Origin of the sequence: Cellulosimicrobium sp. 4261 (assembly GCF_040546915.1) — a bacterium.
In the GTDB taxonomy this organism is placed as follows: Bacteria; Actinomycetota; Actinomycetes; order Actinomycetales; family Cellulomonadaceae; genus Cellulosimicrobium; species Cellulosimicrobium cinnabarinum.
In genome coordinates this window covers 186,646-207,583 of the sequence record NZ_JBEPOQ010000001.1, presented here as the reverse complement: position 1 = coordinate 207,583, position 20,938 = coordinate 186,646, and the positions used below count along the sequence as shown (strand labels likewise).

Sequence of the window (20,938 nt, the reverse complement as noted above, 5' to 3'; positions counted from 1 at the left end):
TGCCCGACGCCGCGCGGCCCCGGCCGCAGCCCCCGGCGTTGCATGCCACGTCCCGCCATCCGAGACGCCGTGACCACCGGTTGACACGCTGCGGTGCTCACGGACATCCTGGTCGACAGGTCATGAGTGCCAGCGCGAAACCCCGGTTTGCTGGCCGGCAACCCTCCTCTCGCGGCGGGGTGCCCCGGGTGACGACCAGGCCGCACGCCGACCGGCGGGTGGCAAGCGCGGGGAGGTTCTCCCCGGACGACCCTGGAGGACTGTGCCATGACTGCTCTCGCGGACGTCTCGTGTCCCACCGACGCCCCGGCCCCTGACCTCACGGCGCTCGCCGACGCGCCCGCGCTCCTGCCCGTCGTCGGCGGGGACACGCTCGTCCCGCTCGTCGACGGCCGCAGCGTCCCGTACGCGAACCTCGACGTCGCGGCGTCGGCCCCGGCGCTGCGCTCGGTGGCCGACCGCGTGACCGAGGTGCTGCCGCTCTACGCGAGCGTGCACCGCGGCGCGGGCTACCTGTCGCAGGTCTCCACGGCGCTCTACGAGGCGTCGCGGCGCACGATCGGCGCGTTCGTCGGCGCGCGCGAGGACGACGTCACGGTCGTCACGCGCAACACGACCGACTCGCTCAACCTGCTCGCGGGCTGCGTCCCGGCGACCGCGGACGGCACGCCCGGGCGCGTGCTCGTCCTCGACGTCGAGCACCACGCGAACCTGCTGCCGTGGCAGCGCACGGGCGGCGCGACGGTCCTCGCGGGCGGCGCGTCCGTCGCGGAGACGCTCTCGGGCCTGCGCACCGAGCTCGCGCGCTTCCCGTACGCGCTCGTCGCCGTGACCGGCGCGTCCAACGTCACGGGCGAGTCCCTGCCGATCACCGAGGTCGTCCGCGCCGCGCACGACGCCGGCGCGCGCGTCGTGCTCGACGGCGCCCAGCTCGTCCCGCACCGCGGGTTCTCGCTCGCCGCGTCGGGCGCCGACTACGTCGCCTTCTCGGGGCACAAGACCTACGCGCCGTTCGGCGCGGGCGCGCTCGTCGGGCGTCGTGACTGGCTCGACGCGGGCACGCCCTACCTCGCGGGCGGCGGCGCCGTGCGTCACGTCGCGGTGACCGGGACCCAGTGGCAGACGGCGCCCGCGCGCCACGAGGCCGGCTCGCCGAACGTGGTGGGCGCCGCGGCGCTCGCGGCGGCGTGCGACGCGCTCGCCGCGCTCGACCCGGCCGACCTGCACGCGCACGAGGCGGCGCTGCGCACGGCCCTCGTCGCGGGCCTCGAGGCCGTCCCCGGTGTCCGGGTCGTGCGCGTCTGGGACGACGCCGTCGACCCGGTCGGCGTCGTGACGTTCGCCGTCGAGGGCCACGATCCGGGCCTCGTCGCCGCCTACCTCTCGGCCGAGCACGGCATCGGCGTGCGCGACGGGCGGTTCTGCGCGCACCCGCTGCTCGCGCGCCTCGGTTACGACGCGGGCGCGATCCGCGCCTCGGTGGGCGTCGGGACGACGGGCGCGGACGTCGTGCGCCTCGTCGAGGCCGTGCGCGCGTACGTCGAGCAGGGCCCGGCGACCCGGTACGAGGTCGTCGACGGCTGCTGGGCCGTCGTGGACGACCCCCGCCCGGTCCCCGCGGGGTCCGGCCTGGAGGGTCTCTTCGCGACCGCCGCGGCGGGCTTCCTCGCCGACGCCGCGGGCTGCGGACCGGCCGTCTGACCGGCGTCGGCGACCGACGGGGGAGCCCGTTCACCGGGCCGTCGCCGAGCGTTGTCCACCGCGTCGCCGGACCCTCTTGGCGCGGTGTTCCGCGTGTGCTCTGATATGCGCTGTGCTGCACGACGTCGTCCTCTCGGGGCACGGTTTCCGCCTGGAACCGCTGGCCCTGGAGCACGCTGAGACGCTGGCCGGCCTCGTCGACGAGGCGATGTGGTCTGGCATGAGCATCCCCCTGCCCTACGGGGTCGCGGGGATGGCCGATCTCGTGGCCGCGACGCGCGCGGCCCCCGACCTCACGGGCTTCGTCGTGCGCGCCGTCGACCCCGACGGCGCGCCCGGCGCTGTGCTCGGCAGCACGGCGTTCCGCGACCTGTCGCTCGTCGACCGCCGCGTCGAGGTGGGCCGCACGTTCTACGCGCGCTCCACGTGGGGGAGCCTCGTCAACCCCGTGACGAAGTGGCTCCTGCTGCGCCACGCGTTCGAGACGTGGGACGTGCACCGGGTCGGCTTCCGCGTCGACACGCGCAACGAGCGCTCGCTCGGCGCCATGCGCCGTCTCGGCGCCCACGAGGAGGGCGTGATGCGCGGCCACCGCACCGCGCCCGACGGGACGCGCGCCGACTCCGTGCTCTTCTCGATCCTCGCGCCCGAGTGGCCCGGGGTCGAGGTGGGCCTCCTCGCGCGGATCACCGCCCCGCGCGTCGTCCCGGTGCTCGCGCCGGCGGCGCCGGCGGACGTCCGGCCGCTCGCCGCGTCCTGACCCACCCCGCCCGGGCGGTCCTGCCCTGAGCGTTCCGCCTGATCGCCGCGAGCGCACGGTCCCGGAGACGCCACGAGGGCCCCGCCGTAGCGGAGCCCTCGTGGTCGAACGGTGGAGCATCTCAGCGGTCGAACGCGTCCTTGACGTCGTCGCCCGCCTGCTTGACGTTGGCCTTGGCCTGGTCGCCCTGGCCCTCGGCCTCGAGCCGCTCGTTGTCCGTGAGCTTGCCCGCGCCTTCCTTGAGCTTGCCACCCGCCTCTTCAGCGGCGTGCTTGGCCTTGTCTCCGAGTCCCATGGGTGCTCCTCTCGTCGGTACCTCTCGACCGTAACCACGGTCGGCCGGGCTCGCACGCCGTCGGAGCACGGGCGGTGTAGTGGGATGTGCGGGTGCAGCACGACACCGTCCTCGAAGGCTTCGGCGTCCGTCTCGAACCGCTCGCCGCGACCCACGCGCCCGCGCTCGGCGCCCTCGTCGACGACGGCATCTGGGCGGGCATGTCCAGCGCCGTGCCGCGCGGCGCGGAGGCGATGGAGGGCTACGTGCGCGACGCGGTCGCCGCGCCGGGCCGGCTCGCGTTCGCGGTCCTGGGCGCTCCCGGCGCTCCCGGTGCTCCGGGTGCGGACGGCGAGGCCGCCGACGCCGCGGTCCGCGGCTCGACGTCGCTCTACGAGTGGGTGCCGTCCCAGGGCCGGGTGGAGCTCGGGTCCACGTTCTACGCGCGCGAGTGGTGGGGCGGGACGACCAACCCGGCGTGCAAGTACCTCCTGCTGCGGCACGCGTTCGAGGACCTCGGGGTCGCGCGCGTCGCGCTCCGCGCCGACGCCCGCAACAGCCGGTCCCTCGGGGCGATCCGGCGCCTGGGCGCGGTGCCCGAGGGCGTGCTGCGCAGCCACCGCGTGGCGCCCGACGGCTCCCGCCAGGACACCGCCTACTTCTCCATCCTCCGTGACGAGTGGCCGACCGTCCGCGACGGGCTGCTCGCCCGCATGTCCTGACCGGCCGGCGCGTCGACCACGAGCCTGCGCGGCGTCGAGCACGGGGTCGGTGTCGTCATGCGCTCGAGAACGACACCGACCCCGTGCTCGGCAGCGGGACCGTCAGGGGCGCGGGGTGACGCGGCCCGCGAGGTGGAGGCGGCCCTTGCCGTCCCACGCCTGGTAGGCGATGCCCGTGCCGGGGTCGCCCGCGCCGTCGGGCACGGCCGCCGCGACCTGCCCGACGGCGTCCCGCACCTCGGCGGGCACGTCGCCCGCCGGGCGCAGCGCGACGTCGACCGTGCCGGGCAGCAGCACCGGCTTGGCGAACGTGACCGTCCAGTCGTAGGCGTCGCCGCGACCGGGGCCCGCCTCGGCGAGCGCCCGCGCGGCGGTGTACATGCCGTGCGCGATGGCCCGCGGGAACCCGAACGCCTTGGCGCCCAGCGCCGAGGTGTGGATCGGGTTGCGGTCGCCGGAGACCGCCGCGTACGCGCGGCCGGTCCCCGCCCCGAGCGCCCACCGCGCGGTGGGCAGGGGCGGGACGAACGCGGCCGGTCCCTCGGCGTCGGCCGGGGCGGGGTCGCCGGGGAGGGACGCGCCCTTCGCAAGGTACGTCGAGACGCCCCGGTAGGCGAGCGTCGTCGCGGCCAGCCCGCTCCCCGCGGCGCGCTCGTCGTCCGTGCGCAGCACCGAGACCTCGGTGACGAGGTCGACCTGGACACCGCGGCGGTGCGGGCGCAGGTCCTGCGCCCACGCGCGGACCTCGAGCGCGTCCCCGAGCCGCACCGGACGCAGCACGGACACCGAGTTCGCGAGGTGCACCATGCCGAGCAGCGGGAGCGGGAAGTCGGCCCGCACCATGACGGCCGTCGCGAGCGGGAACCCCAGCACGTGCAGGTACCCGGCGGGCAGCACGTCCGACGGTGCCTCGCCCACGAGCCGTGCGTACCGCGCGAGGTGCGCGGCGCTGCCGACGTGGCCCGGCGCCGCGTCGTCGCCCGTCGGGACGGCCGCGACCCGGTACGTGACGTCCGGGAGGGTGAGCTCCGTGGGGCCGCCCCGGACGGGGAGCCGGTGCGCCGCCGCGATCCGGCCCGACGCCGCGAGTCCGCGCACGTACAGGCCGCCCAGCCCCGGGACGGCGGGCAGCGTCTCGACGCGCGCCGGGGCGCCCGCGGGCGCCGTCACCGGCCCACCACGTTCTGCCCGCACACGCGCAGCACCTGCCCGTTGACGCCCCCGGCCGCGGGCGACGCGAGGAACGAGATCGCCTCGGCCACGTCGACGGGCTGGCCGCCCTGCTGGAGCGACGCGACGCGGCGCGCGACCTCGCGCTGCACGAACGGGATCGACGCCGTCATGTCCGTCTCGATGAAGCCCGGCGCGACGGCGTTCGCCGTCCCGCCCGGACCGCCGGGTGCCGCGAGCAGGCGGGCGAACGCGCGCGTGTGCCCGATGACGCCCGCCTTCGAGAACGCGTAGTTCGCCTGGCCGCGGTTGCCCGCGATGCCGCTCGTCGAGGCGAGCGACACGACGCGCGGCGCGGAGGAGAACCCGTTCGCGCCGAACAGGTACTCCGTGATCCGCAGCTGCGCGGCGAGGTTCACCGCGACCACCGCGTCCCACTTGTCGGGGGACATGTTGGCGAGCAGCTTGTCCCGCAGGATGCCGGCGTTGTGCACGAGGACGTCGAGCCCGCCGTGCCGTGCGCGGGCGTGCTCGAGGATCCGGGCGCCCGCGTCGTCGGCGGTCACGTCGAGCTGCAGCGCCGTGCCCTTGATCTCGTTCGCGACCCGGGCGAGCGCCTCGCCCGCAGCGGGCACGTCCACCACGACGACCTTCGCGCCGTCGCGCGCGAGCGTCCGGGCGACCTGCGCCCCGATGCCGCGGGCCGCGCCCGTGACGACGGCGACCTTGCCGGCGAGGGGCTGGTCGAGGTCGGCGGAGGCGCTGTCGGACGCGCTCGGGCCGACGCGGAGGAGCTGGCCGTCGACGAACGCGGACTTCGCGGACAGGAAGAAGCGGAGGGTCGCGAGGACGCTCGGGCTGTCGACGGGGGCGTCGTCGGTCACCTGGACGCCGTTGGCGGTCGCGCCGTAGCGCAGCTCCTTGGCGACGGACCGCAGGAACCCGTCGACGCCCTCGCGGGCGGCGGCGAGCTCGGGGGAGTCGGTGTCGGCGGGGGCGCGCGAGATCGTCACGACGCGTCCGTTCGGCGCGAGGCGGCGGAGCGTCGCGGAGAGCGCCATGACGGGCGCGGACGCGTCCTGCGGCCGCTCGATCCCGCTGAGCACGACGACGACCGCGCCCCAGCGGGTCGCGTCGTCCGGGGTCTGGCGGACGTCGAGGTCCCAGGCGAGCAGGGCCTCGGCGACGAGGTCGGCGTCGTCGCGCACGCCGGGCGTGCCGCCGAGCACGAGCACGGGCCCGACGGTGAGCGGGTCGCCCGCGCGGAAGCGGCGCAGGACCGCCGGGCGCGGGAGGCCCAGCTTCTTGGCGAGCGTCTTCGTGAAGCCGGAGTTGACGGCCTGGACGTAGGAGTCGGTCACGGGGGTTCCTCTCGGGTCGTCGGGGGCCGTCAGGCGGGGGCGTCGGTCGCGGGGACGGACTCGAGGATCGCGGCGACGCCGAGCCCGCCCGCGGCGCACACGGAGATCAGCGCACGCGCGGGTGCCCCGGTCTCGGCGGTGCGCTGCGCCAGGAGCTTGGCCGCCGTCGCGACGATGCGCCCGCCGGTCGCGGCGAACGGGTGGCCCGCAGCGAGCGACGAGCCGTTGACGTTGAGCCGCGAGCGGTCGATCGAGCCGAGCGCGCCGTCGAGCCCGAGCTCGGTGCGGCAGTACTCGTCGTCCTCCCAGGCCTTGAGGGTCGTGAGCACGGTGGACGCGAACGCCTCGTGGATCTCGTAGAGGTCGAAGTCGCCGAGCGCGAGCCCGTTGCGCGCGAGCAGGCGCGGGACGGCGTGCGCGGGGGCCATGAGCAGGCCCTCGTGGCCGTGCACGAAGTCGACGGCCGCGGTCTCCGCGTCCACGACGCGTGCGAGCAGCGGCAGGTCGCGCTCGCGCGCCCACTCGGCCGAGGCGAGGAGGACGGTCGACGCGCCGTCGGTGAGCGGGGTCGAGTTGCCCGCCGTCATGGTCGGCGTGACGCCCTCGAGGCGCTTGCCGTACACGGGCTTGAGCGCGGCGAGCTTCTCGAGCGACGAGTCGGCGCGCAGGTTGTCGTCGCGCACGAGACCGCGGAACGGGGTGACGAGGTCGTCGAAGAACCCGGCGTCCCACGCGGCCGCGAGGTGCTCGTGGCTCGCGAGCGCGAGCTCGTCCTGCGCCTCGCGCGAGATGCCCCAGCGGGCCGTCGTGATGGCCTGGTGCTCGCCCATCGACAGGCCGGTGCGCGGCTCGTCGGTCGCGGGCGTGAGGGGCGCGAGGTCGGCGGGGCGGACCTTCGCGAACGCCTTGACGCGCTGGCCGAAGGTCTTGGCGTGGCTCGCCTCGAGCAGGGCCCGGCGCAGACCCTCGCTCACGGCGATCGGGGCGTCGGACACGGTGTCGGAGCCGCCCGCGACGCCCGACTCGACCTGGCCGAGACGGATCTTGTTCGCGACGGCGATGGTCGCCTCGAGCCCGGTCGCGCACGCCTGCTGGAGGTCGTAGGCGGGGGTCTGCGGGGAGAGCGACGACCCGAGCACGGACTCGCGCACGAGGTTGAAGTCACGGGAGTGCTTGAGCACGGCGCCGCCGACGACCTCCCCCAGCCGCTCGCCCTGGAGACCGAAGCGTGCGACGAGCCCTTCGAGCGCGGCGGTGAACATCTCCTGGTTGCTCGCAGATGCGTACCTCTTGCCCGCGCGGGCGAACGGGATGCGGTTCCCGCCGATCACCCATGCATCGCGGGGCGTGCCCGCGGGGGCGCTCTCTCGGGGGGACTGCTCGGGGGTCGGGCGGGGGCTGGTGCTGGTGGCCACTGTGCCTCACTTCCTGTCCGTGCTCGCTGCGCTGCGTTCGGTCCCGGCCCGGGAGGGCGTCTCGGCACGGCGTGCGCGAGACGGGGGGAGAGGGCCGGCTGGTGTCCAATACCAAGAGTACCTGATACTCTCAGTTTCGTGAGTCGGGTCACAGGGCCGTGCCCTGCCCCGGCTCGGCACCCGTGACGAGGTGCCGACGACAGCGAGGTCGGGCGCAACGGAGGACGACGTGAACGCAGGTGCCGACGCGCGACCGGTCACCCGAGGGCGGGTGCAGCCGGTCGCGGCGGTGGACGGTCGGTCGACCCGCTGGGACGAGCACCGGGCGGCCCGCCGCGCGGAGCTCATCCGGGCGGCGAGCAAGGCGGTGCACCGGGGAGGCCCCGGGGTCTCCATGGACGAGATCGCGGCGGCGTCGGGCACGTCGAAGTCGATCATCTACCGCTACTTCGACGACAAGACCGGGCTCCAGGTCGCCCTGGGCTCCGCCGTCGTGGGGCAGATGCACGACGCCCTGACCCAGGCGGCCGAGGCTGCCGAGACCCCCAAGCGCGCGCTGCGCGCGATGGTCGGCGTCTACCTCGAGATGATCGAGAGCTCGCCCAACGTGTACTACTTCGTCACCCGCACGAGCGCCGTCGCGGGTACGGAGGAGCCCGCCGCCCAGCTCGCGGCGAACGGCCTCACCCAGGGCGCGGGCGGCGCCGACCGCGCCCCGCTCGCCGCGTTCCTCGACTCGGTGATCGAGCTCGTCGCCGAGCCCTTCGCCCGGGTCACCGACGTCTCCCCGGCCGACGCCGCGGCGTGGGCCGCGGGCGCCGTCGGGTTCGTCCGGGGCGCCGGCGAGTGGTGGCTCGCCCACCGCGACCGCGCCGACGTCCCCGACCGCGAGCAGCTCACCGAGCGCGTCGCCGCCTGGCTGTGGGCCGGCCCCGTCGGCGTCCTCTCGCACAACCCGGGCACGACCCGCCCCGACGCCGTCCGCGTCCCCACCGACCGCCCTCCGCACCCGGCGACCGCCTCAGACCTCAAGGAGAAGCCATGACCGCCACGTCCGACCGTCCCGCGCTCGCACCGCGCACGACGAGCACCGGCGACGCGGGCCCGACGCCGCACGGCGACACCCGCGTCGACGTCGCCGCCCTCGAGAAGCTCCTGCTCGGCCGGTGGGCCGACCTGCGCGCGGCGGCGCGCGCGACCGCGGGCGAGGAGGCGTTCCAGCGCATCGAGGGGCAGAGCCTGCGCGAGCACCGCGAGCGCGTGCTGGAGCAGATGCACCTGCTCGTGGGCAAGCGCCAGGTGTGGCGCGGGTACCCGGAGCGCCTCGGCGGCGCGGACGACGCGGGCGGCAACCTCGCCGGGTTCGAGGAGCTCGTCGCGGCCGACCCGTCGCTGCAGATCAAGGCGGGCGTGCAGTGGGGGCTGTTCGGCTCGGCGATCCTGCACCTCGGTACCCCCGAGCAGCAGGACCGTCTCCTGCCGGGCGCCATGGACCTCTCCGTGCCCGGCGCGTTCGCGATGACGGAGATCGGCCACGGGTCCGACGTCGCGAGCATCGCCACCACGGCGACCTACGACCCGGAGACCGAGGAGTTCGTCATCCACACCCCGTTCCGCGGGGCATGGAAGGACTACCTCGGGAACGCGGGCGTGCACGGCGTGGCCGCCGTCGTGTTCGCGCAGCTGATCACGAAGAACGTCAACCACGGCGTGCACGCGTTCTACGTGCCCATCCGCGACACCGCGGGCGAGCGCGACGAGCTCGGCCGGCTGCCCTTCCTGCCCGGCGTGGGCGGCGAGGACGACGGCCAGAAGGGCGGGCTCAACGGCATCGACAACGGGCGCCTGCACTTCGACCACGTGCGGGTCCCGCGCACCGACCTGCTCGCGCGCTACGGCTCGGTCGACGCCGACGGCACGTACTCCAGCCCCATCGACAGCCCCGGGCGCCGCTTCTTCACGATGCTGGGCTCGCTCGTCCAGGGTCGCGTGTCGCTCGACGGCGCCGCGGTGACCGCGGCGAAGCTCGGCCTCGCGATCGCGGTGCGGTACGCGAACGAGCGCCGCCAGTTCACGGGTGCGACGCCGACGGAGGAGGTCGTGCTCCTCGACTACGGCACGCACAAGCGCCGCCTCATCGTGCCCGTCGCGGAGACGTACGCCGCGCACTTCGCGCACGACCGCCTGCTCGACCTCTTCCACTCGGTGTTCTCGGGCGAGGAGGACACCCCGGAGCAGCGCGAGGACCTCGAGACGACGGCGGCCGCGCTCAAGGCGACGAGCACGCGGTTCGCGCTCGACGTGCTCCAGGAGACGCGCGAGGCGTGCGGCGGGGCCGGGTTCCTCACGACCAACCGCATCACGAGCCTGCGCGCGGACCTCGACGTGTACGCGACGTTCGAGGGCGACAACACCGTCCTGCTCCAGCTCGTCGCGAAGCGTCTGCTCGCCGACTACGGCAAGCAGTTCAAGGGCATCACCCCGGGCCAGATGGCGCGCGTCGTCGTCGAGCGCGCGGGCGACATGGCGCTGCACCGCACGCCGCTCAAGCGGGCCGCGCAGGCGCTCGCGGACGTCGGCGACCCGCGCCGCGCCGCCGGCCACCTGCGCGACCCCGAGACGCAGCGCGCGCTGCTCACCGACCGGGTCGAGACGATGGTCGCCGACGTCGCGCAGGCCCTGCGCCCCGCGCAGAAGGCCGACCCCGAGACGGCGACGAACCTGTTCAACGCCCACCAGGTCGAGCTCGTGGAGGCGGCCCGCGCCCACGCGGAGCTGCTGCGCTGGGAGGCGTTCACGCAGGCTCTCGAGACGATCGAGGACGCGGGCACGCGCGAGGTCCTCACCACGGTGCGCGACCTGTTCGGGCTGAGCCTCGTCGAGCGACACCTCGCCTGGTACCTGCTCAACGGCCGCCTCTCGACGCAGCGTGCGCGCACGGTGACGAGCTACCTGGACCGCCTCATCGACCGGCTGCGTCCGCACGCGCAGGACCTCGTGGACGCCTGGGGCTACGGCCCCGAGCACCTGCGCGCGACGATCGCGACGGGCATCGAGAAGGAGCGCCAGGACGAGGCGCGCGACTACTACCGGCGCCTGCGCGCGAGCGGTGACGAGCCGCGGAGCGAGAAGTCGCTGCGCAAGGCCGCGAAGGGCGGCCCGCAGGCTCGCTGACCACCCCGGCGCCGTCCTCGGCGCCACCCCGGAACGTCCTCGGCGCTGCAGGCGGAGCGGTACCGCTGCCGAGGGTCAGGCCCGGGCGGCACGACGTCCACCAGCCGTCGTGCCGCCCGGGCCGTTGCCGTCTCGGTCTCCGTCTCGGACGCCGACCACGGGGTTCCTGGCGTTCCGAGGCCCAGACCGAGAGGAACCTCGTGCTCGACGGGGAGGGACGCCGTGCTCGGCGGCCGAGCCGGTGTCGGCCGAGCGGGGGGCGGGCCCACGGTGGAGGTCAGGCGGGGTTGCAGCGCGCGGACATCGTGGCGAGGAGCCCGACGTCGGGCCGCCAGGGCTCGAGGTTCCACGTCGCCTTGTCCGGGGCGCCGACGGCGTGGCACACGAGCTGGTCGTGCATCGTCGGGGTGTCGGCCTCCGGCTCGGCCGCGACGACCTGCGCCCACACGAGCTCCCGGCCCGCCTGCCCCGCGGCGCGGGCCCACGCGGTCGGGTCGACGGCGAGCGACCGCCCGCCCTCGCGCTCGCCCCAGTCGGTGCTGCGCACCGCACGCGTTCCGAGCGGGACGACGACGTCCCACGCCGCGGCGTCGTCCGTCGTCGCGGTCTCGTCCGCGTCCTCGGCAGGAGCGCCCGGCGCGCCGGTCGCGCCCGCCGCCGTGCCCGCTGTCCCTACGAGCGCCACCTCTGCGCGGTGGGCGTCGACGAGCGCGACCCGGACGCGCGGGGTCCCGGGCGCGGGGGCGCCCGCCGTGGGGTCGGCGTCCGCGCCGTCGACCGCCCCGCTCTCTGCCTCGCTCGCCTCGCTCGCCCCGCTCGCGCCGTCCGCGCCGTCCGCGCCCGGCGCGCCGTGCCGACCGACGACGCGCGGGGCGCCGAGCCCGCCGACGGGCGTGCCGCCGTCGTCCAGGACGGTGAGCGTGCCGTCCGCGTGGCGCGCGAGCGAGCCGCCCTCCACCGAGACCACGGCCGGGGCACCCGCGAGGGCGAGCGTGACGTCGGACGCACCCTCGGCGTCGGGCGCGACCCGGGGAGGCGTCGCCTCGCCCGACGTCGGCGGGGGCACGGCGATCTCGACCGTCGCGCTCCCCACGGGCACGCGGACGGCCGTGGGCTCGGCGTCGCCGCTCGGGTGGCCGCTCGGGTCGTCCGCCGCGCCGCCGTCCTCCGTGCTGGCGCCGGGACCGGGGGACGGGACGTGCGCCGGTGCGGATGTCACCGCGTCGGGGCCCGGTGACGGGGTGTCGGGCGTGCACGCGGCGAGCACGACCGGGACCAGGACGCCGACGGCGAGCGCGCCCAGCACCGTCGCCCCGCGCCGCCCGCCGGCCGCCCGGCGCGAGCGGGTCACGACGGCACGGGGAGCAGGCCGGCCGAGCGACGGGCCACGTCCACGAGGCCGACGCGGTCGAGCGCGTCGACCTCGTGGGGCGTGAACCAGCCGACGTCGTCGGTCGACTCGTCCTCCTCGACGCGGGTCTGCATGGACCCATCATGCGCGACGGCGGTCACCGCCCCGGGCCGTCGTCGTCGATGTCGTCCTCCAGACGGGACACGTCGGAGAACGCGATCGGACGGTGGCGCACCGAGCGGTTGTAGAGCCACGTGACGAACGAGAGCACGACCCCGAGGGCCACGAGCGCGCCCGCGATGACGTACTGCTCCTGCTGCTCGGCGCTGCGGGCCCACGGCCCGGCGAGGTACGCGCACGTCAGGGCGCCGAGCACCGCGAGCCAGGTGCGGGTACGGAAGTGCTCGTGGTCGACGCGGTCGCGGCGCAGCACGAGGAGCGCGATGTTGACGATCGTGAACACGACGAGCAGGAGCAGCGACGTCGTCCCGCCCAGCAGGGCGACCGCGTTGGTGCCCGCGGCGGTCCCGGACTGCCGCACGACGTACACGATGAGCGCGAACGCGATGGCCGTCGTCACGAGGATCGCGACCCACGGCGTGCGGCGGAACGGGTGCACCTGGCCGAACGCGCGCGGCAGCACGCCCTGGTTGGCCATGCCGTAGAGCAGGCGGGACGCCATGAGCATGTTGATGAGCGCCGAGTTCGCGACGGCGAACATCCCGATGAACGGGAAGATCGTGTCGAACGGGAGGTCGGGCGCGCCCGCCGCGACGACCTGGGTGAGCGCCGACCCCTTGGCGTCGTCCGTGAGGTCGCCCACGGGGACGAGCGCGACGGCGGTGATCGCGACGAGCACGTAGATCGCGCCCGTGATCGAGAGCCCGGTGAGCATCATGCGCGGGAAGTCCCGCACGGGGTTCTTGCACTCCTCCGCCATGTTCACGGAGTCCTCGAACCCGACCATCGCGAAGAACGCGAGCGTCGTCGCGGCGGTGACGGCGAGGAACACGCTCTTGTCGTCGGCGCTCTCGAACACGACGACGCGCGAGAAGTCGGCGCGGCCCTGGGTCGTCGCCCACAGCCCCACGAAGATGACGAGCAGCAGGCCGGACAGCTCGACGAGCGACAGCACGACGTTCGCCTTGACGCTCTCCCCGACCCCGCGCAGGTTGACGAGCGCGACGAGGGCCATGAAGGCGAGGGCGATGAGCAGGCGGCCGTCGCCGCCCGTCGGCAGCTCGAGCCCGAACCCGTCGGAGACGAAGCCCGCGAACGCGTTGGACGCCGTGGAGGCCGACGTGATCCCGGAGCTCATGACCATGAACGCGACGACGAACGTCACGAGGTGGATGCCGAACGCCTTGTGCGTGTAGAGCGCGGCGCCCGCCGCGCTCGGGTACTTCGTGACGAGCTCGAGGTAGGAGAACGCGGTGATCGTCGCGACGACGAACGCGAGCAGGAACGGCAGCCACGCCGCCCCGCCCACCTCGCCCGCGACCTGTCCGGTGAGCGCGTACACGCCCGTGCCGAGGATGTCCCCGACGATGAACAGGAGCAGCAGCCTGGGCCCCATGACGCGCTTGAGCTCGGGTTGCTGACGTTCCTCCGTGCGGCCCGCGGTCTCGCTCATGAGAGGCTCCCTCGCGTCTCGGACGTCCCGGACTCCCATGGAACCCCCGCGCGGGCGTCCTGTCAGCGCGAGCGCGCGCGTGTCGCGGTCGGGCCGCCGGTCGCGGTCGCGTCGGGGTGGTCGGGTGCGGGCGTCGGGCCCGCCGCGACGTCGGGCGACACCGCGTCGGGACGGACGGCCGCCGCGCCCGGCGAGCGCCGCCGGCCGAGGACTCCCGTCGTCGTCGCGACGCCCAGCAGGAGCACGACGCCGCCCACCACCTCGGCCGCGTTCGGCACCTCGTCGAGCACGAGCCACGCGGCGAGCATCCCGACCGGGGGCACGAGCATCGTGAACGGCACGACCGCCGACGCCGGGTACCGCGCGAGGAGCGTGTTCCAGATCCCGTAGCCCACGAGGCTCGCGAGCCAGGCGGTGTACAGGGTCGACAGGACCGGCGCGAGCGTGAGGTGGGTGAGCGCGTGCCCGACGGCGTCCGGCCCGTCGAGCGCGAGCGACAGCCCGAGCATGGGGACCGGCACGACGAGCGCCGACCACACCGTCATCGACAGCCCCTCCAGCCCGGGCCGCGGGGAAGAACGCCGCCCCGCCGAGGCAGACCCCTGGTCGCGCGAGGTAGAGCCCAGGTCGCGCGAGGGAGAGCCCTGGGTGCGCGAGGTAGAGCCGTGGTCACGGCGGCTCCCGGCGCGTCGGGCGACGACGTTCCCGACCGCCCACGACGCCGCGGCGGCGAGCGTCACGACGAACGCGAGGGCGGGCGTCGAGGCGCTGCGGCCCACGCCGACGACGACGAGCCCCGCCGCCCCGACCAGCACGCCGACGAGCTGCGCGCGCGTCGGGACCTCGCGCAGCGCCGCGGCGGCGAACAGCACGGTGAGCCCGACCTGGGCCTGGAGCACGAGCGACGCGAGCCCTGCGGGCATGCCGAGCGCGAGCGCGGTGTACAGCAGGCCGAACTGTCCCAGGCTCATGAACGTGCCGACGAGCAGCACGTCCCGCCACCGGGCGCGCGGCCGGGGGACGAGGAAGACCGCCGGGACCAGCACGACGAGGAAGCGCAGGGCGACGAACAGCGGCGGGGGCACGTCGCCGAGCCCGAGGTCGATGACGACGAAGTTCACGCCCCAGACGACGGCGACGAGGACGGCGAGGAGGGACGGGCGCAGCGGCATGGCATCGAGGGTGCGCCCAGCGAACCGTGCACGTCCAGCGCACAGTCATGAACGGTTCTCGGTAGCGATGCTTCCGGTTAGCATCGGAGGCATGATCGACCTCGCCGCCGTGGACGCCCTGCTCGCCGTCGAGCGCACCGGCACCGTGCACGCCGCGGCGCGCGACCTCGGGTACACGCCGTCCGCCGTCTCGCAGCAGGTGAAGCGCCTCGAGCGCGACCTCGGCGCGCGCCTGCTCGACCGCGAAGGGCGCGGCGTCGTCCTCACGGCCGCGGGGCGGCGCGTCGTCGAGGAGGGTCGCGCGCTGCGCGAGCAGGTCGAGTCGCTGCGGGCCCGCCTGCACGACGCCGGCGCCCGCCCCACGGGGACCGTGCGCCTCGGGTCGTTCTCGACGGCCGTGCGCGGCGTCGTCGCACCGCTCCTCGCGCAGGTGCGGGACGACGTGCCGGACCTGCGCCTCGTCGTCGAGGAGACCGAGCCGTGGGACGCCGTCGCGGCCGTCGCGGCGGGCACCCTGGACCTCGCGCTCGTGCACCACTGGGAGGGCGTCGGCCTCGCGCTGCCCCCGAGCCTGCGCGCCGAGGAGCTGTTCCGCGACGAGGCCGACGTGCTCGTGCACGCGTCGAGCGCGCTCGCGGGGCGGGAGGCGCTCACGCCGTCGGACCTGCTCGACGAGACGTGGGTCTGCACGCCCGACGGCACCATCTGCTACGAGTGGTTCTGCCACATGTTCGCGCGCGAGCCGCGCGTCCCGCGCATCGACTTCCGGTGCCTCGAGTTCGCGTCGCAGGTCGAGGTCGTGGCCCAGGACCTCGCCGTCGCGCTCGTGCCGCGCCTCGGGCGCGGCTCGCTGCCGACCGACGTCGTCGCCGTGCCCGTGCGCGAGCCCGTCCCGACCCGCCCGGTCACGGTCGTGTGGCGCGCGACCATGACCGACGCCCCGGCGGTGCGCTACCTGCGCGAACGCCTGCGCACCGCAGGAACTCGACACGGTCGCGGGCCGTTAGGAACCCCGAGCACACCTGCCGACGAAGGGGCACGATGACCGAGCACGCGCCGACCCGACGGGTCGCCGACCCGCGCACCGTGGCGATCGCGGGGCTGTCCACCGTGGCGTGGTACGCCGTGCCCGACGTCGTGCGCCCGCGCTGGGCGCGCGCGCTCGCCAAGACTGCGGTCGCGACGGCCGCCGTCGTGCTGACGTTCACCTCGACGACCGAGGGGACCGAGGCGCGCGAGGGCCTGCGCTCCCTGCGCGACGCCGCCCGCGAGGCGGACGCGGACGGGGCCGACGCGACGCCCGGGACCGCGACGGCCGACGGCGCCCCGCGGGAGGACAACACCTGGGCGACGGCCGACGACGACACCACGCCGGTGCCGGCCGGCGTCGCCGTCGCGGGCACGGCGGCCGGGCTCGCGCTCGCGACGACCCTCGTGGTCGCGGGGGAGAAGTGGGTCTACCGGCGCGGGGAGCGGCTGCGCGACCGCGGCGTGCGCCTGCCGCACACGCGCGTCGGGCTCGCGGTCGGCGCGCTGGCCGTGGCGCTCGCGGCGGCGGAGCCGCTCCTGTGGAACGCTGGGGAGCGCTGAGGCAGCGACACCCGGTCGGCACGCCGGGGTCCGCGCACCGTGCGGCCTCGGGGACCGGGAGGGGCCGACGATGATCGGGTTCGGGCTGGCGCTCGCGGGGGTCGCTGCGGCGATCCACGTGTACATCTTCGTCATGGAGTCGCTCACGTGGACGAGCGCCCGCACGCGCGCCACGTTCGGCACGTCGCCGGAGGAGGCGGCGGCCACGCGCGAGATGGCCTTCAACCAGGGGTTCTACAACCTGTTCCTCGCGGTGCTCGTCGTGCTCGGCATCGTCCTGTACGCGGCGGACCGGCAGGACGTCGGCCTGACGCTCGTGGTCGCGGGGGCCGGGTCGATGGTCGCGGCGGGGCTCGTGCTGATCCTGTCGTCGCCGTCGAAGGCGCGCGCGGCGCTCGTCCAGCTCGTGCCGCCCGCTCTCGGCGTGCTGGGCGTCGTGCTCGGGCTGACGCTCTGAGCCGTCCCTCGTCGCGGGTCGCCCGCGGCGCCGGTCAGCAGGACGCGGCGACGCGCATGGCGCTGAGCATCTCGAGGCGCGACAGGATGCGCTCGCGCTCGGCCTCGAGCTCGTCCCGGTAGCGTCCTTCCGCCGGCTCGACGGTCTCGACCGCCCCGTGGCCCACGTAGGAGCCGGTGCGCCGGGAGTAGCCGTTGAGCTGGCGCTCGACGAGCGTGAGCTCGTGGCCGAGCCGCTCCAGGTGCGGGTCGAGGAGGTCGCTGGTGGTGCTGCGCGCGGTGCCGGACGTCGGTTCGAGAAGGGTGGTCACCTCTCCATCGGAACCCGGAAACGGAGTTTCCGCACGGCGAGACGCTCGTCTCAGTTCTCGGCCGCCCGCGACACGAGACGCCCGGACGGCCTCTCCGCAGGCGCCGGTAGACTGGCCGCGCGCCGTCGTGCGCTCCCCGCTCAGCGCCCACCCGAGGGAAACGATGACCGCCCCCGCACCCCAGGCTTCCGCACGCTCCGAGGCTCGTCCCGCCGCGCCGACGCTCGACACCGTCGAGCGCGCCGCCGCCACGCCCGACGAGGTCCAGCCGTTCGCCGAGCTCGGCCTCAAGCCGGACGAGTACCAGCGCATCCGCGACATCCTGGGGCGCCGCCCCACGGCCGCGGAGCTCGCGATGTACTCCGTCATGTGGTCCGAGCACTGCTCGTACAAGTCCTCCAAGGTCCACCTGTCGAAGTTCGGCGCGGCGACCACCGACGAGATGAAGAAGCACCTGCTCGTCGGCATCGGCGAGAACGCGGGCGTCGTCGACATCGGTGACGGCTGGGCCGTGACGTTCAAGGTCGAGTCGCACAACCACCCGTCGTTCGTCGAGCCCTACCAGGGCGCCGCGACCGGCGTCGGCGGGATCGTGCGCGACATCATCTCCATGGGCGCGCGCCCCGTCGCCGTCATGGACCAGCTCCGCTTCGGCGCCGTCGACCACCCGGACACGGCGCGCGTCGTGCACGGCGTCGTGAGCGGCGTCGGCGGGTACGGCAACAGCCTCGGCCTGCCGAACATCGGCGGCGAGCTCGTCTTCGACTCCTCGTACCAGGGCAACCCCCTCGTCAACGCGCTGTGCCTCGGCGTGCTGCGCCACGAGGACATCCACCTCGCCAACGCCTCGGGCGTCGGCAACAAGGTCGTGCTGTTCGGCGCCCGCACGGGCGGCGACGGCATCGGCGGCGCCTCGATCCTCGCCTCGGAGACGTTCGAGGACGGCGTGCCCGCCAAGCGCCCGAGCGTCCAGGTGGGCGACCCCTTCATGGAGAAGGTCCTCATCGAGTGCTGCCTCGAGCTCTACGCGGCGCAGGTCGTGGAGGGCATCCAGGACCTCGGCGCCGCCGGCATCTCGTGCGCGACGTCGGAGCTCGCCTCGAACGGCGACGGCGGCATGCACGTGTGGCTCGACGACGTCCTGCTGCGCGACCCGACGCTCAACGCGGGCGAGATCCTCATGTCGGAGTCGCAGGAGCGCATGATGGCGGTCGTCGCGCCGGAGAAGCTCGACGAGTTCCTCGCCATCACCGCCAAGTGGGACGTCGAGACCGCCGTCATCGGCGAGGTCAACGACTCCGGGCGCCTGACGATCGACCACCACGGCGAGCGCATCGTCGACGTCGACCCGCGGACCGTCGCGCACGAGGGCCCGGTGTACCACCGCCCGTACGCGCGCCCGTCGTGGCAGGACGGGCTCAACGCCCGCACCGTGGACGCCGACGCTCTCGCCCGACCCGAGAGCGGCGACGAGCTCCGCGCGACGGCGCTGCGTCTCCTCGCGTCGCCGAACCTCGCGTCCAAGGAGTGGGTGACGAACCAGTACGACCGGTTCGTCCAGGGCAACACCGCGCTCGCGCAGCCCGACGACTCGGGCGTCGTCCGGGTCGACGAGAGCACGGGCCTCGGCGTCGCGCTCGCGACGGACGCGAACGGCCGCTACGGCAAGCTCGACCCGCGCACGGGCGCGCGCCTCGCGCTCGCCGAGGCGTACCGCAACGTCGCGACGACGGGCGCCCGCCCGCTCGCCGTGACCGACTGCCTCAACTTCGGCTCGCCCGAGGACCCCGACTCGATGTGGCAGCTCGTCGAGGCGATCGAGGGCCTCGCGGACGCGTGCCGCGAGCTCGGCGTCCCCGTGACGGGCGGCAACGTGTCGCTCTACAACGGCACCGGCGAGCCGGGCCAGATCGACTCCTCGATCCACCCGACCCCGGTCGTGGGCGTGCTCGGCGTGCTCGACGACGTCGCGCACGCCACGCCGTCGGGCTGGCGCGAGACGGGCGAGAGCATCTACCTCCTCGGCACCACGCGTGCGGAGCTCGACGGCTCGGCGTGGGCCGACGTCGAGCACGGCCACCTGGGCGGCGTGCCCCCGCAGGTCGACCTCGCGGCCGAGAAGGCGCTCGCCGGCGTGCTCGTCAACGCGAGCCGCGACGATCTCGTGTCGGCCGCGCACGACCTCTCCGAGGGCGGCCTCGCGCAGGCGCTCCTCGAGGCGTCGCTGCGGTTCGGCGTCGGGGCCACCGTGTCGCTCGACGCGCTGGCCGAGCGCGACGGCGTCACCCCGTTCGAGGCGCTGTTCTCCGAGTCGACGGCCCGCGCGCTCGTCGCGGTGCCCCGCGGCGAGGAGTCCAAGCTCGTCGACGCGTGCGTCGCGCGCGGCGTCCCCGTCCTGAAGATCGGCGAGACCGGCACGGAGCCCGGGCCCGCCGCCGAGTCCGGCGAGGCGCTCGAGGTCGCGGGCCTGTTCACCGTCCCGCTCAGCGAGGCGGACGCGGCCTTCCGCGGCACGCTGCCGGCCATCTTCGGCTGACACCCGCTCCACGGACGCCCCGGTCACCACGTGGTGACCGGGGCGTCGTCGTCCCGTCTCCCGGTCCAGCGCCCGGTCGAGCACGAGGTTGCCGTCGGCATGGACCCCAGAACGACGGCAACCTCGTGCTCGGCGGACGGGCGGGACGGGCGGGACGGGCGGGTGGGCGGGTTCGGTGGAGATCGCCGGCGGGCCGGTGGGGCGGGTCGCGGCGGCAGGGTGGGCGCTGCGAGAGTCCGGGCATGACCTCGGCCACCACGCGCCTCCCGCCCGCGCGCGTCACGACGCGGCGCCGACCGGGCGGGCGGCCCCTCACGGCCGTCCTCGCCACGGGTGCCGTCGCGGTGCTCCTCCTCACGCTCGTGCGCACGCTGCCCGACGACGCGTGGACGCCCGTCGCGCAGCTCGTCGGGTTCACGCCGTTCGTCGCCCTGGGCGCCGTCGTCGGGCTCGTGCTCACCCTGCTCGCGCGCCGGTGGCTGCTCGCGGCGCTGCTCGCCGTCTGCGTCACCGTCCAGGCGGTGTGGCTCGTCCCGGCGTTCGTGCCCGGCCCCGCCCCGCCCGACGACGCGGTGACGCTGCGCGTGATGGGTGCCAACACCTGGTACGGCGCGGCGGACGCGGACGCGCTCGTCGACCTCGTCCGCACCGAGCACGTGCAGGTGCTCGCCGTGCTGGAGCTCACGACGGACCTGCGCGAGCGGCTCGTCGCGGCGGGCATCGAGGACGTGCTGCCGTACAGCGCGGACGGCAAGGTCGGGCGCGGCGCCATGGGCAGCGGGCTGTGGAGCGCGCTGCCGCTCCGCGACGTCGACGTCGAGCCGTTCTCGAACGACGCGATGCCGTCGGCGACGGTGGAGGTCGACGGCGTGCCGGTGCGCGTCACCGCGGTGCACCCGATCCCGCCGATCCCGGAGTACGTCGACATCTGGCACGAGGAGACGGACGCCCTCGCCGAGCGCGCCCACGGCGACCCGCTGCCCCAGGTGCTCGTCGGGGACTTCAACTCCACCCACGACCACGCGACGTTCCGCCGGCTGCTGGGCGACCGGTTCCACGACGCGACGCGCGCCTCGGGCGGCGGGCTCGACCTGTCGTGGTCGCCGCGCCCCGGCGTCGTGCCGCCGGTGCTGAACCTCGACCACGTGGTGACCGACCGCGAGAACGTCGTGACCGACGTCGGCTCCCTGCACGTCGTGGGCAGCGACCACCGCGCGATCGTCGCGACGGTGCACGTGCCCCGCCCCTGACGACGGCGGACCCGGCGCCCCCGGCCGACGAGCGAGTGCGCTCGTCGACCCGTGGCGCCGGG

General features: G+C 75.2%; 19 protein-coding genes and 1 riboswitch. Of the genes, 10 read left to right on the top strand and 9 right to left on the bottom strand.

Translation table 11 applies throughout. From position 1 onward, the window contains the following. The first annotated feature begins 118 nt into the window (after window positions 1-118). A riboswitch (SAM riboswitch) is annotated at window positions 119-234 on the top strand. A gap of 33 nt (window positions 235-267) precedes the next feature. Continuing rightward, window positions 268-1,701, top strand: coding sequence for an aminotransferase class V-fold PLP-dependent enzyme (locus ABIE39_RS00955; protein WP_354050014.1), 1,434 nt, complete (start codon window positions 268-270; stop codon window positions 1,699-1,701). A 112-nt stretch (window positions 1,702-1,813) separates the two neighbouring features. Then, window positions 1,814-2,461 carry a GNAT family N-acetyltransferase gene (locus tag ABIE39_RS00950; protein WP_354050013.1) on the top strand — a complete coding sequence of 216 codons (648 nt, stop codon included), beginning with the start codon at window positions 1,814-1,816 and terminating at the stop codon, window positions 2,459-2,461. A 121-nt stretch (window positions 2,462-2,582) separates the two neighbouring features. Here the strand turns inward: ABIE39_RS00950 and ABIE39_RS00945 are convergent, their stop codons facing one another. Continuing rightward, on the bottom strand, window positions 2,583-2,756 hold the full coding sequence (locus ABIE39_RS00945; RefSeq protein WP_034652831.1) for a CsbD family protein: 174 nt from the start codon (window positions 2,754-2,756) through the stop codon (window positions 2,583-2,585). 92 nt (window positions 2,757-2,848) lie between these two features. On the opposite strand from ABIE39_RS00945, the gene ABIE39_RS00940 reads away from it, so the two are divergent. Further along, on the top strand, window positions 2,849-3,457 hold the full coding sequence (locus tag ABIE39_RS00940; protein ID WP_354050011.1) for a GNAT family N-acetyltransferase: 609 nt from the start codon (window positions 2,849-2,851) through the stop codon (window positions 3,455-3,457). Window positions 3,458-3,559: 102 nt separating this feature from the next. Here the strand turns inward: ABIE39_RS00940 and ABIE39_RS00935 are convergent, their stop codons facing one another. From ABIE39_RS00935 to ABIE39_RS00925, 3 genes are read right to left on the bottom strand one after another with little or no spacing between them, the layout of a single operon-like run. Next, window positions 3,560-4,627, bottom strand: coding sequence for a MaoC/PaaZ C-terminal domain-containing protein (locus ABIE39_RS00935; protein ID WP_354050009.1), 1,068 nt, complete (start codon window positions 4,625-4,627; stop codon window positions 3,560-3,562). Beyond that, complete coding sequence (locus ABIE39_RS00930; protein WP_354050007.1) at window positions 4,624-5,988, bottom strand: 3-oxoacyl-ACP reductase; 1,365 nt, start codon at window positions 5,986-5,988, stop codon at window positions 4,624-4,626. The genes ABIE39_RS00935 and ABIE39_RS00930 overlap by 4 nt, the downstream gene beginning before the upstream one ends. Window positions 5,989-6,017: 29 nt before the next feature. After that, window positions 6,018-7,403 (bottom strand): acetyl-CoA C-acetyltransferase, encoded by a 1,386-nt coding sequence (locus tag ABIE39_RS00925; RefSeq protein ID WP_209828210.1) that lies wholly within the window; start codon window positions 7,401-7,403, stop codon window positions 6,018-6,020. 229 nt (window positions 7,404-7,632) lie between these two features. Here ABIE39_RS00925 and ABIE39_RS00920 point away from each other — a divergent pair, with 229 nt between their 5' ends. Together ABIE39_RS00920 and ABIE39_RS00915 are read left to right on the top strand one after the other, a co-directional pair. After that, complete coding sequence (locus ABIE39_RS00920) at window positions 7,633-8,448, top strand: TetR/AcrR family transcriptional regulator (protein WP_074805409.1); 816 nt, start codon at window positions 7,633-7,635, stop codon at window positions 8,446-8,448. Beyond that, window positions 8,445-10,577, top strand: coding sequence for an acyl-CoA dehydrogenase family protein (locus ABIE39_RS00915; RefSeq protein WP_175007524.1), 2,133 nt, complete (start codon window positions 8,445-8,447; stop codon window positions 10,575-10,577). The genes ABIE39_RS00920 and ABIE39_RS00915 overlap by 4 nt, the downstream gene beginning before the upstream one ends. A 277-nt stretch (window positions 10,578-10,854) precedes the next feature. Here ABIE39_RS00915 and ABIE39_RS00910 read toward each other — a convergent pair whose 3' ends face one another. The 4 genes from ABIE39_RS00910 to ABIE39_RS00895 all read right to left on the bottom strand — a co-directional run bounded on the left by ABIE39_RS00910 (window position 10,855) and on the right by ABIE39_RS00895 (window position 14,733). Then, window positions 10,855-11,928 (bottom strand): DUF2599 domain-containing protein, encoded by a 1,074-nt coding sequence (locus tag ABIE39_RS00910; protein WP_354050003.1) that lies wholly within the window; start codon window positions 11,926-11,928, stop codon window positions 10,855-10,857. Beyond that, entirely contained in the window at window positions 11,925-12,062 is a 138-nt protein-coding gene (locus tag ABIE39_RS00905) for a hypothetical protein (protein WP_186810317.1), read from the bottom strand. Before ABIE39_RS00905 ends, ABIE39_RS00910 begins: the two co-directional genes overlap by 4 nt. A 23-nt stretch (window positions 12,063-12,085) precedes the next feature. Beyond that, window positions 12,086-13,561 (bottom strand): APC family permease, encoded by a 1,476-nt coding sequence (locus tag ABIE39_RS00900; RefSeq protein ID WP_209828213.1) that lies wholly within the window; start codon window positions 13,559-13,561, stop codon window positions 12,086-12,088. A 62-nt stretch (window positions 13,562-13,623) separates the two neighbouring features. Beyond that, a complete protein-coding gene (locus tag ABIE39_RS00895; RefSeq protein ID WP_354050000.1) occupies window positions 13,624-14,733 on the bottom strand; it encodes an EamA family transporter in 1,110 nt (369 codons plus the stop codon). Window positions 14,734-14,824: 91 nt separating this feature from the next. On the opposite strand from ABIE39_RS00895, the gene ABIE39_RS00890 reads away from it, so the two are divergent. The 3 genes from ABIE39_RS00890 to ABIE39_RS00880 all read left to right on the top strand — a co-directional run bounded on the left by ABIE39_RS00890 (window position 14,825) and on the right by ABIE39_RS00880 (window position 16,780). Next, on the top strand, window positions 14,825-15,778 hold the full coding sequence (locus ABIE39_RS00890; protein ID WP_209828217.1) for a LysR family transcriptional regulator: 954 nt from the start codon (window positions 14,825-14,827) through the stop codon (window positions 15,776-15,778). Next, a complete protein-coding gene (locus ABIE39_RS00885; RefSeq protein WP_354049998.1) occupies window positions 15,775-16,323 on the top strand; it encodes a hypothetical protein in 549 nt (182 codons plus the stop codon). Before ABIE39_RS00890 ends, ABIE39_RS00885 begins: the two co-directional genes overlap by 4 nt. Before the next feature lie 70 nt (window positions 16,324-16,393). Beyond that, window positions 16,394-16,780 carry a DUF1304 domain-containing protein gene (locus tag ABIE39_RS00880; RefSeq protein ID WP_074805433.1) on the top strand — a complete coding sequence of 129 codons (387 nt, stop codon included), beginning with the start codon at window positions 16,394-16,396 and terminating at the stop codon, window positions 16,778-16,780. 34 nt (window positions 16,781-16,814) lie between these two features. Here ABIE39_RS00880 and ABIE39_RS00875 read toward each other — a convergent pair whose 3' ends face one another. After that, window positions 16,815-17,090: a hypothetical protein gene (locus ABIE39_RS00875; protein ID WP_074805434.1), complete on the bottom strand. Its 276-nt coding sequence runs from the start codon at window positions 17,088-17,090 to the stop codon at window positions 16,815-16,817. 163 nt (window positions 17,091-17,253) lie between these two features. Here ABIE39_RS00875 and purL point away from each other — a divergent pair, with 163 nt between their 5' ends. After that, on the top strand, window positions 17,254-19,626 hold the full coding sequence (purL, locus tag ABIE39_RS00870) for a phosphoribosylformylglycinamidine synthase subunit PurL (protein ID WP_354049995.1): 2,373 nt from the start codon (window positions 17,254-17,256) through the stop codon (window positions 19,624-19,626). 242 nt (window positions 19,627-19,868) lie between these two features. After that, window positions 19,869-20,876, top strand: a complete 1,008-nt coding sequence (locus ABIE39_RS00865; RefSeq protein WP_175007530.1) for an endonuclease/exonuclease/phosphatase family protein — start codon at window positions 19,869-19,871, stop codon at window positions 20,874-20,876. Window positions 20,877-20,938 lie beyond the last annotated feature (62 nt).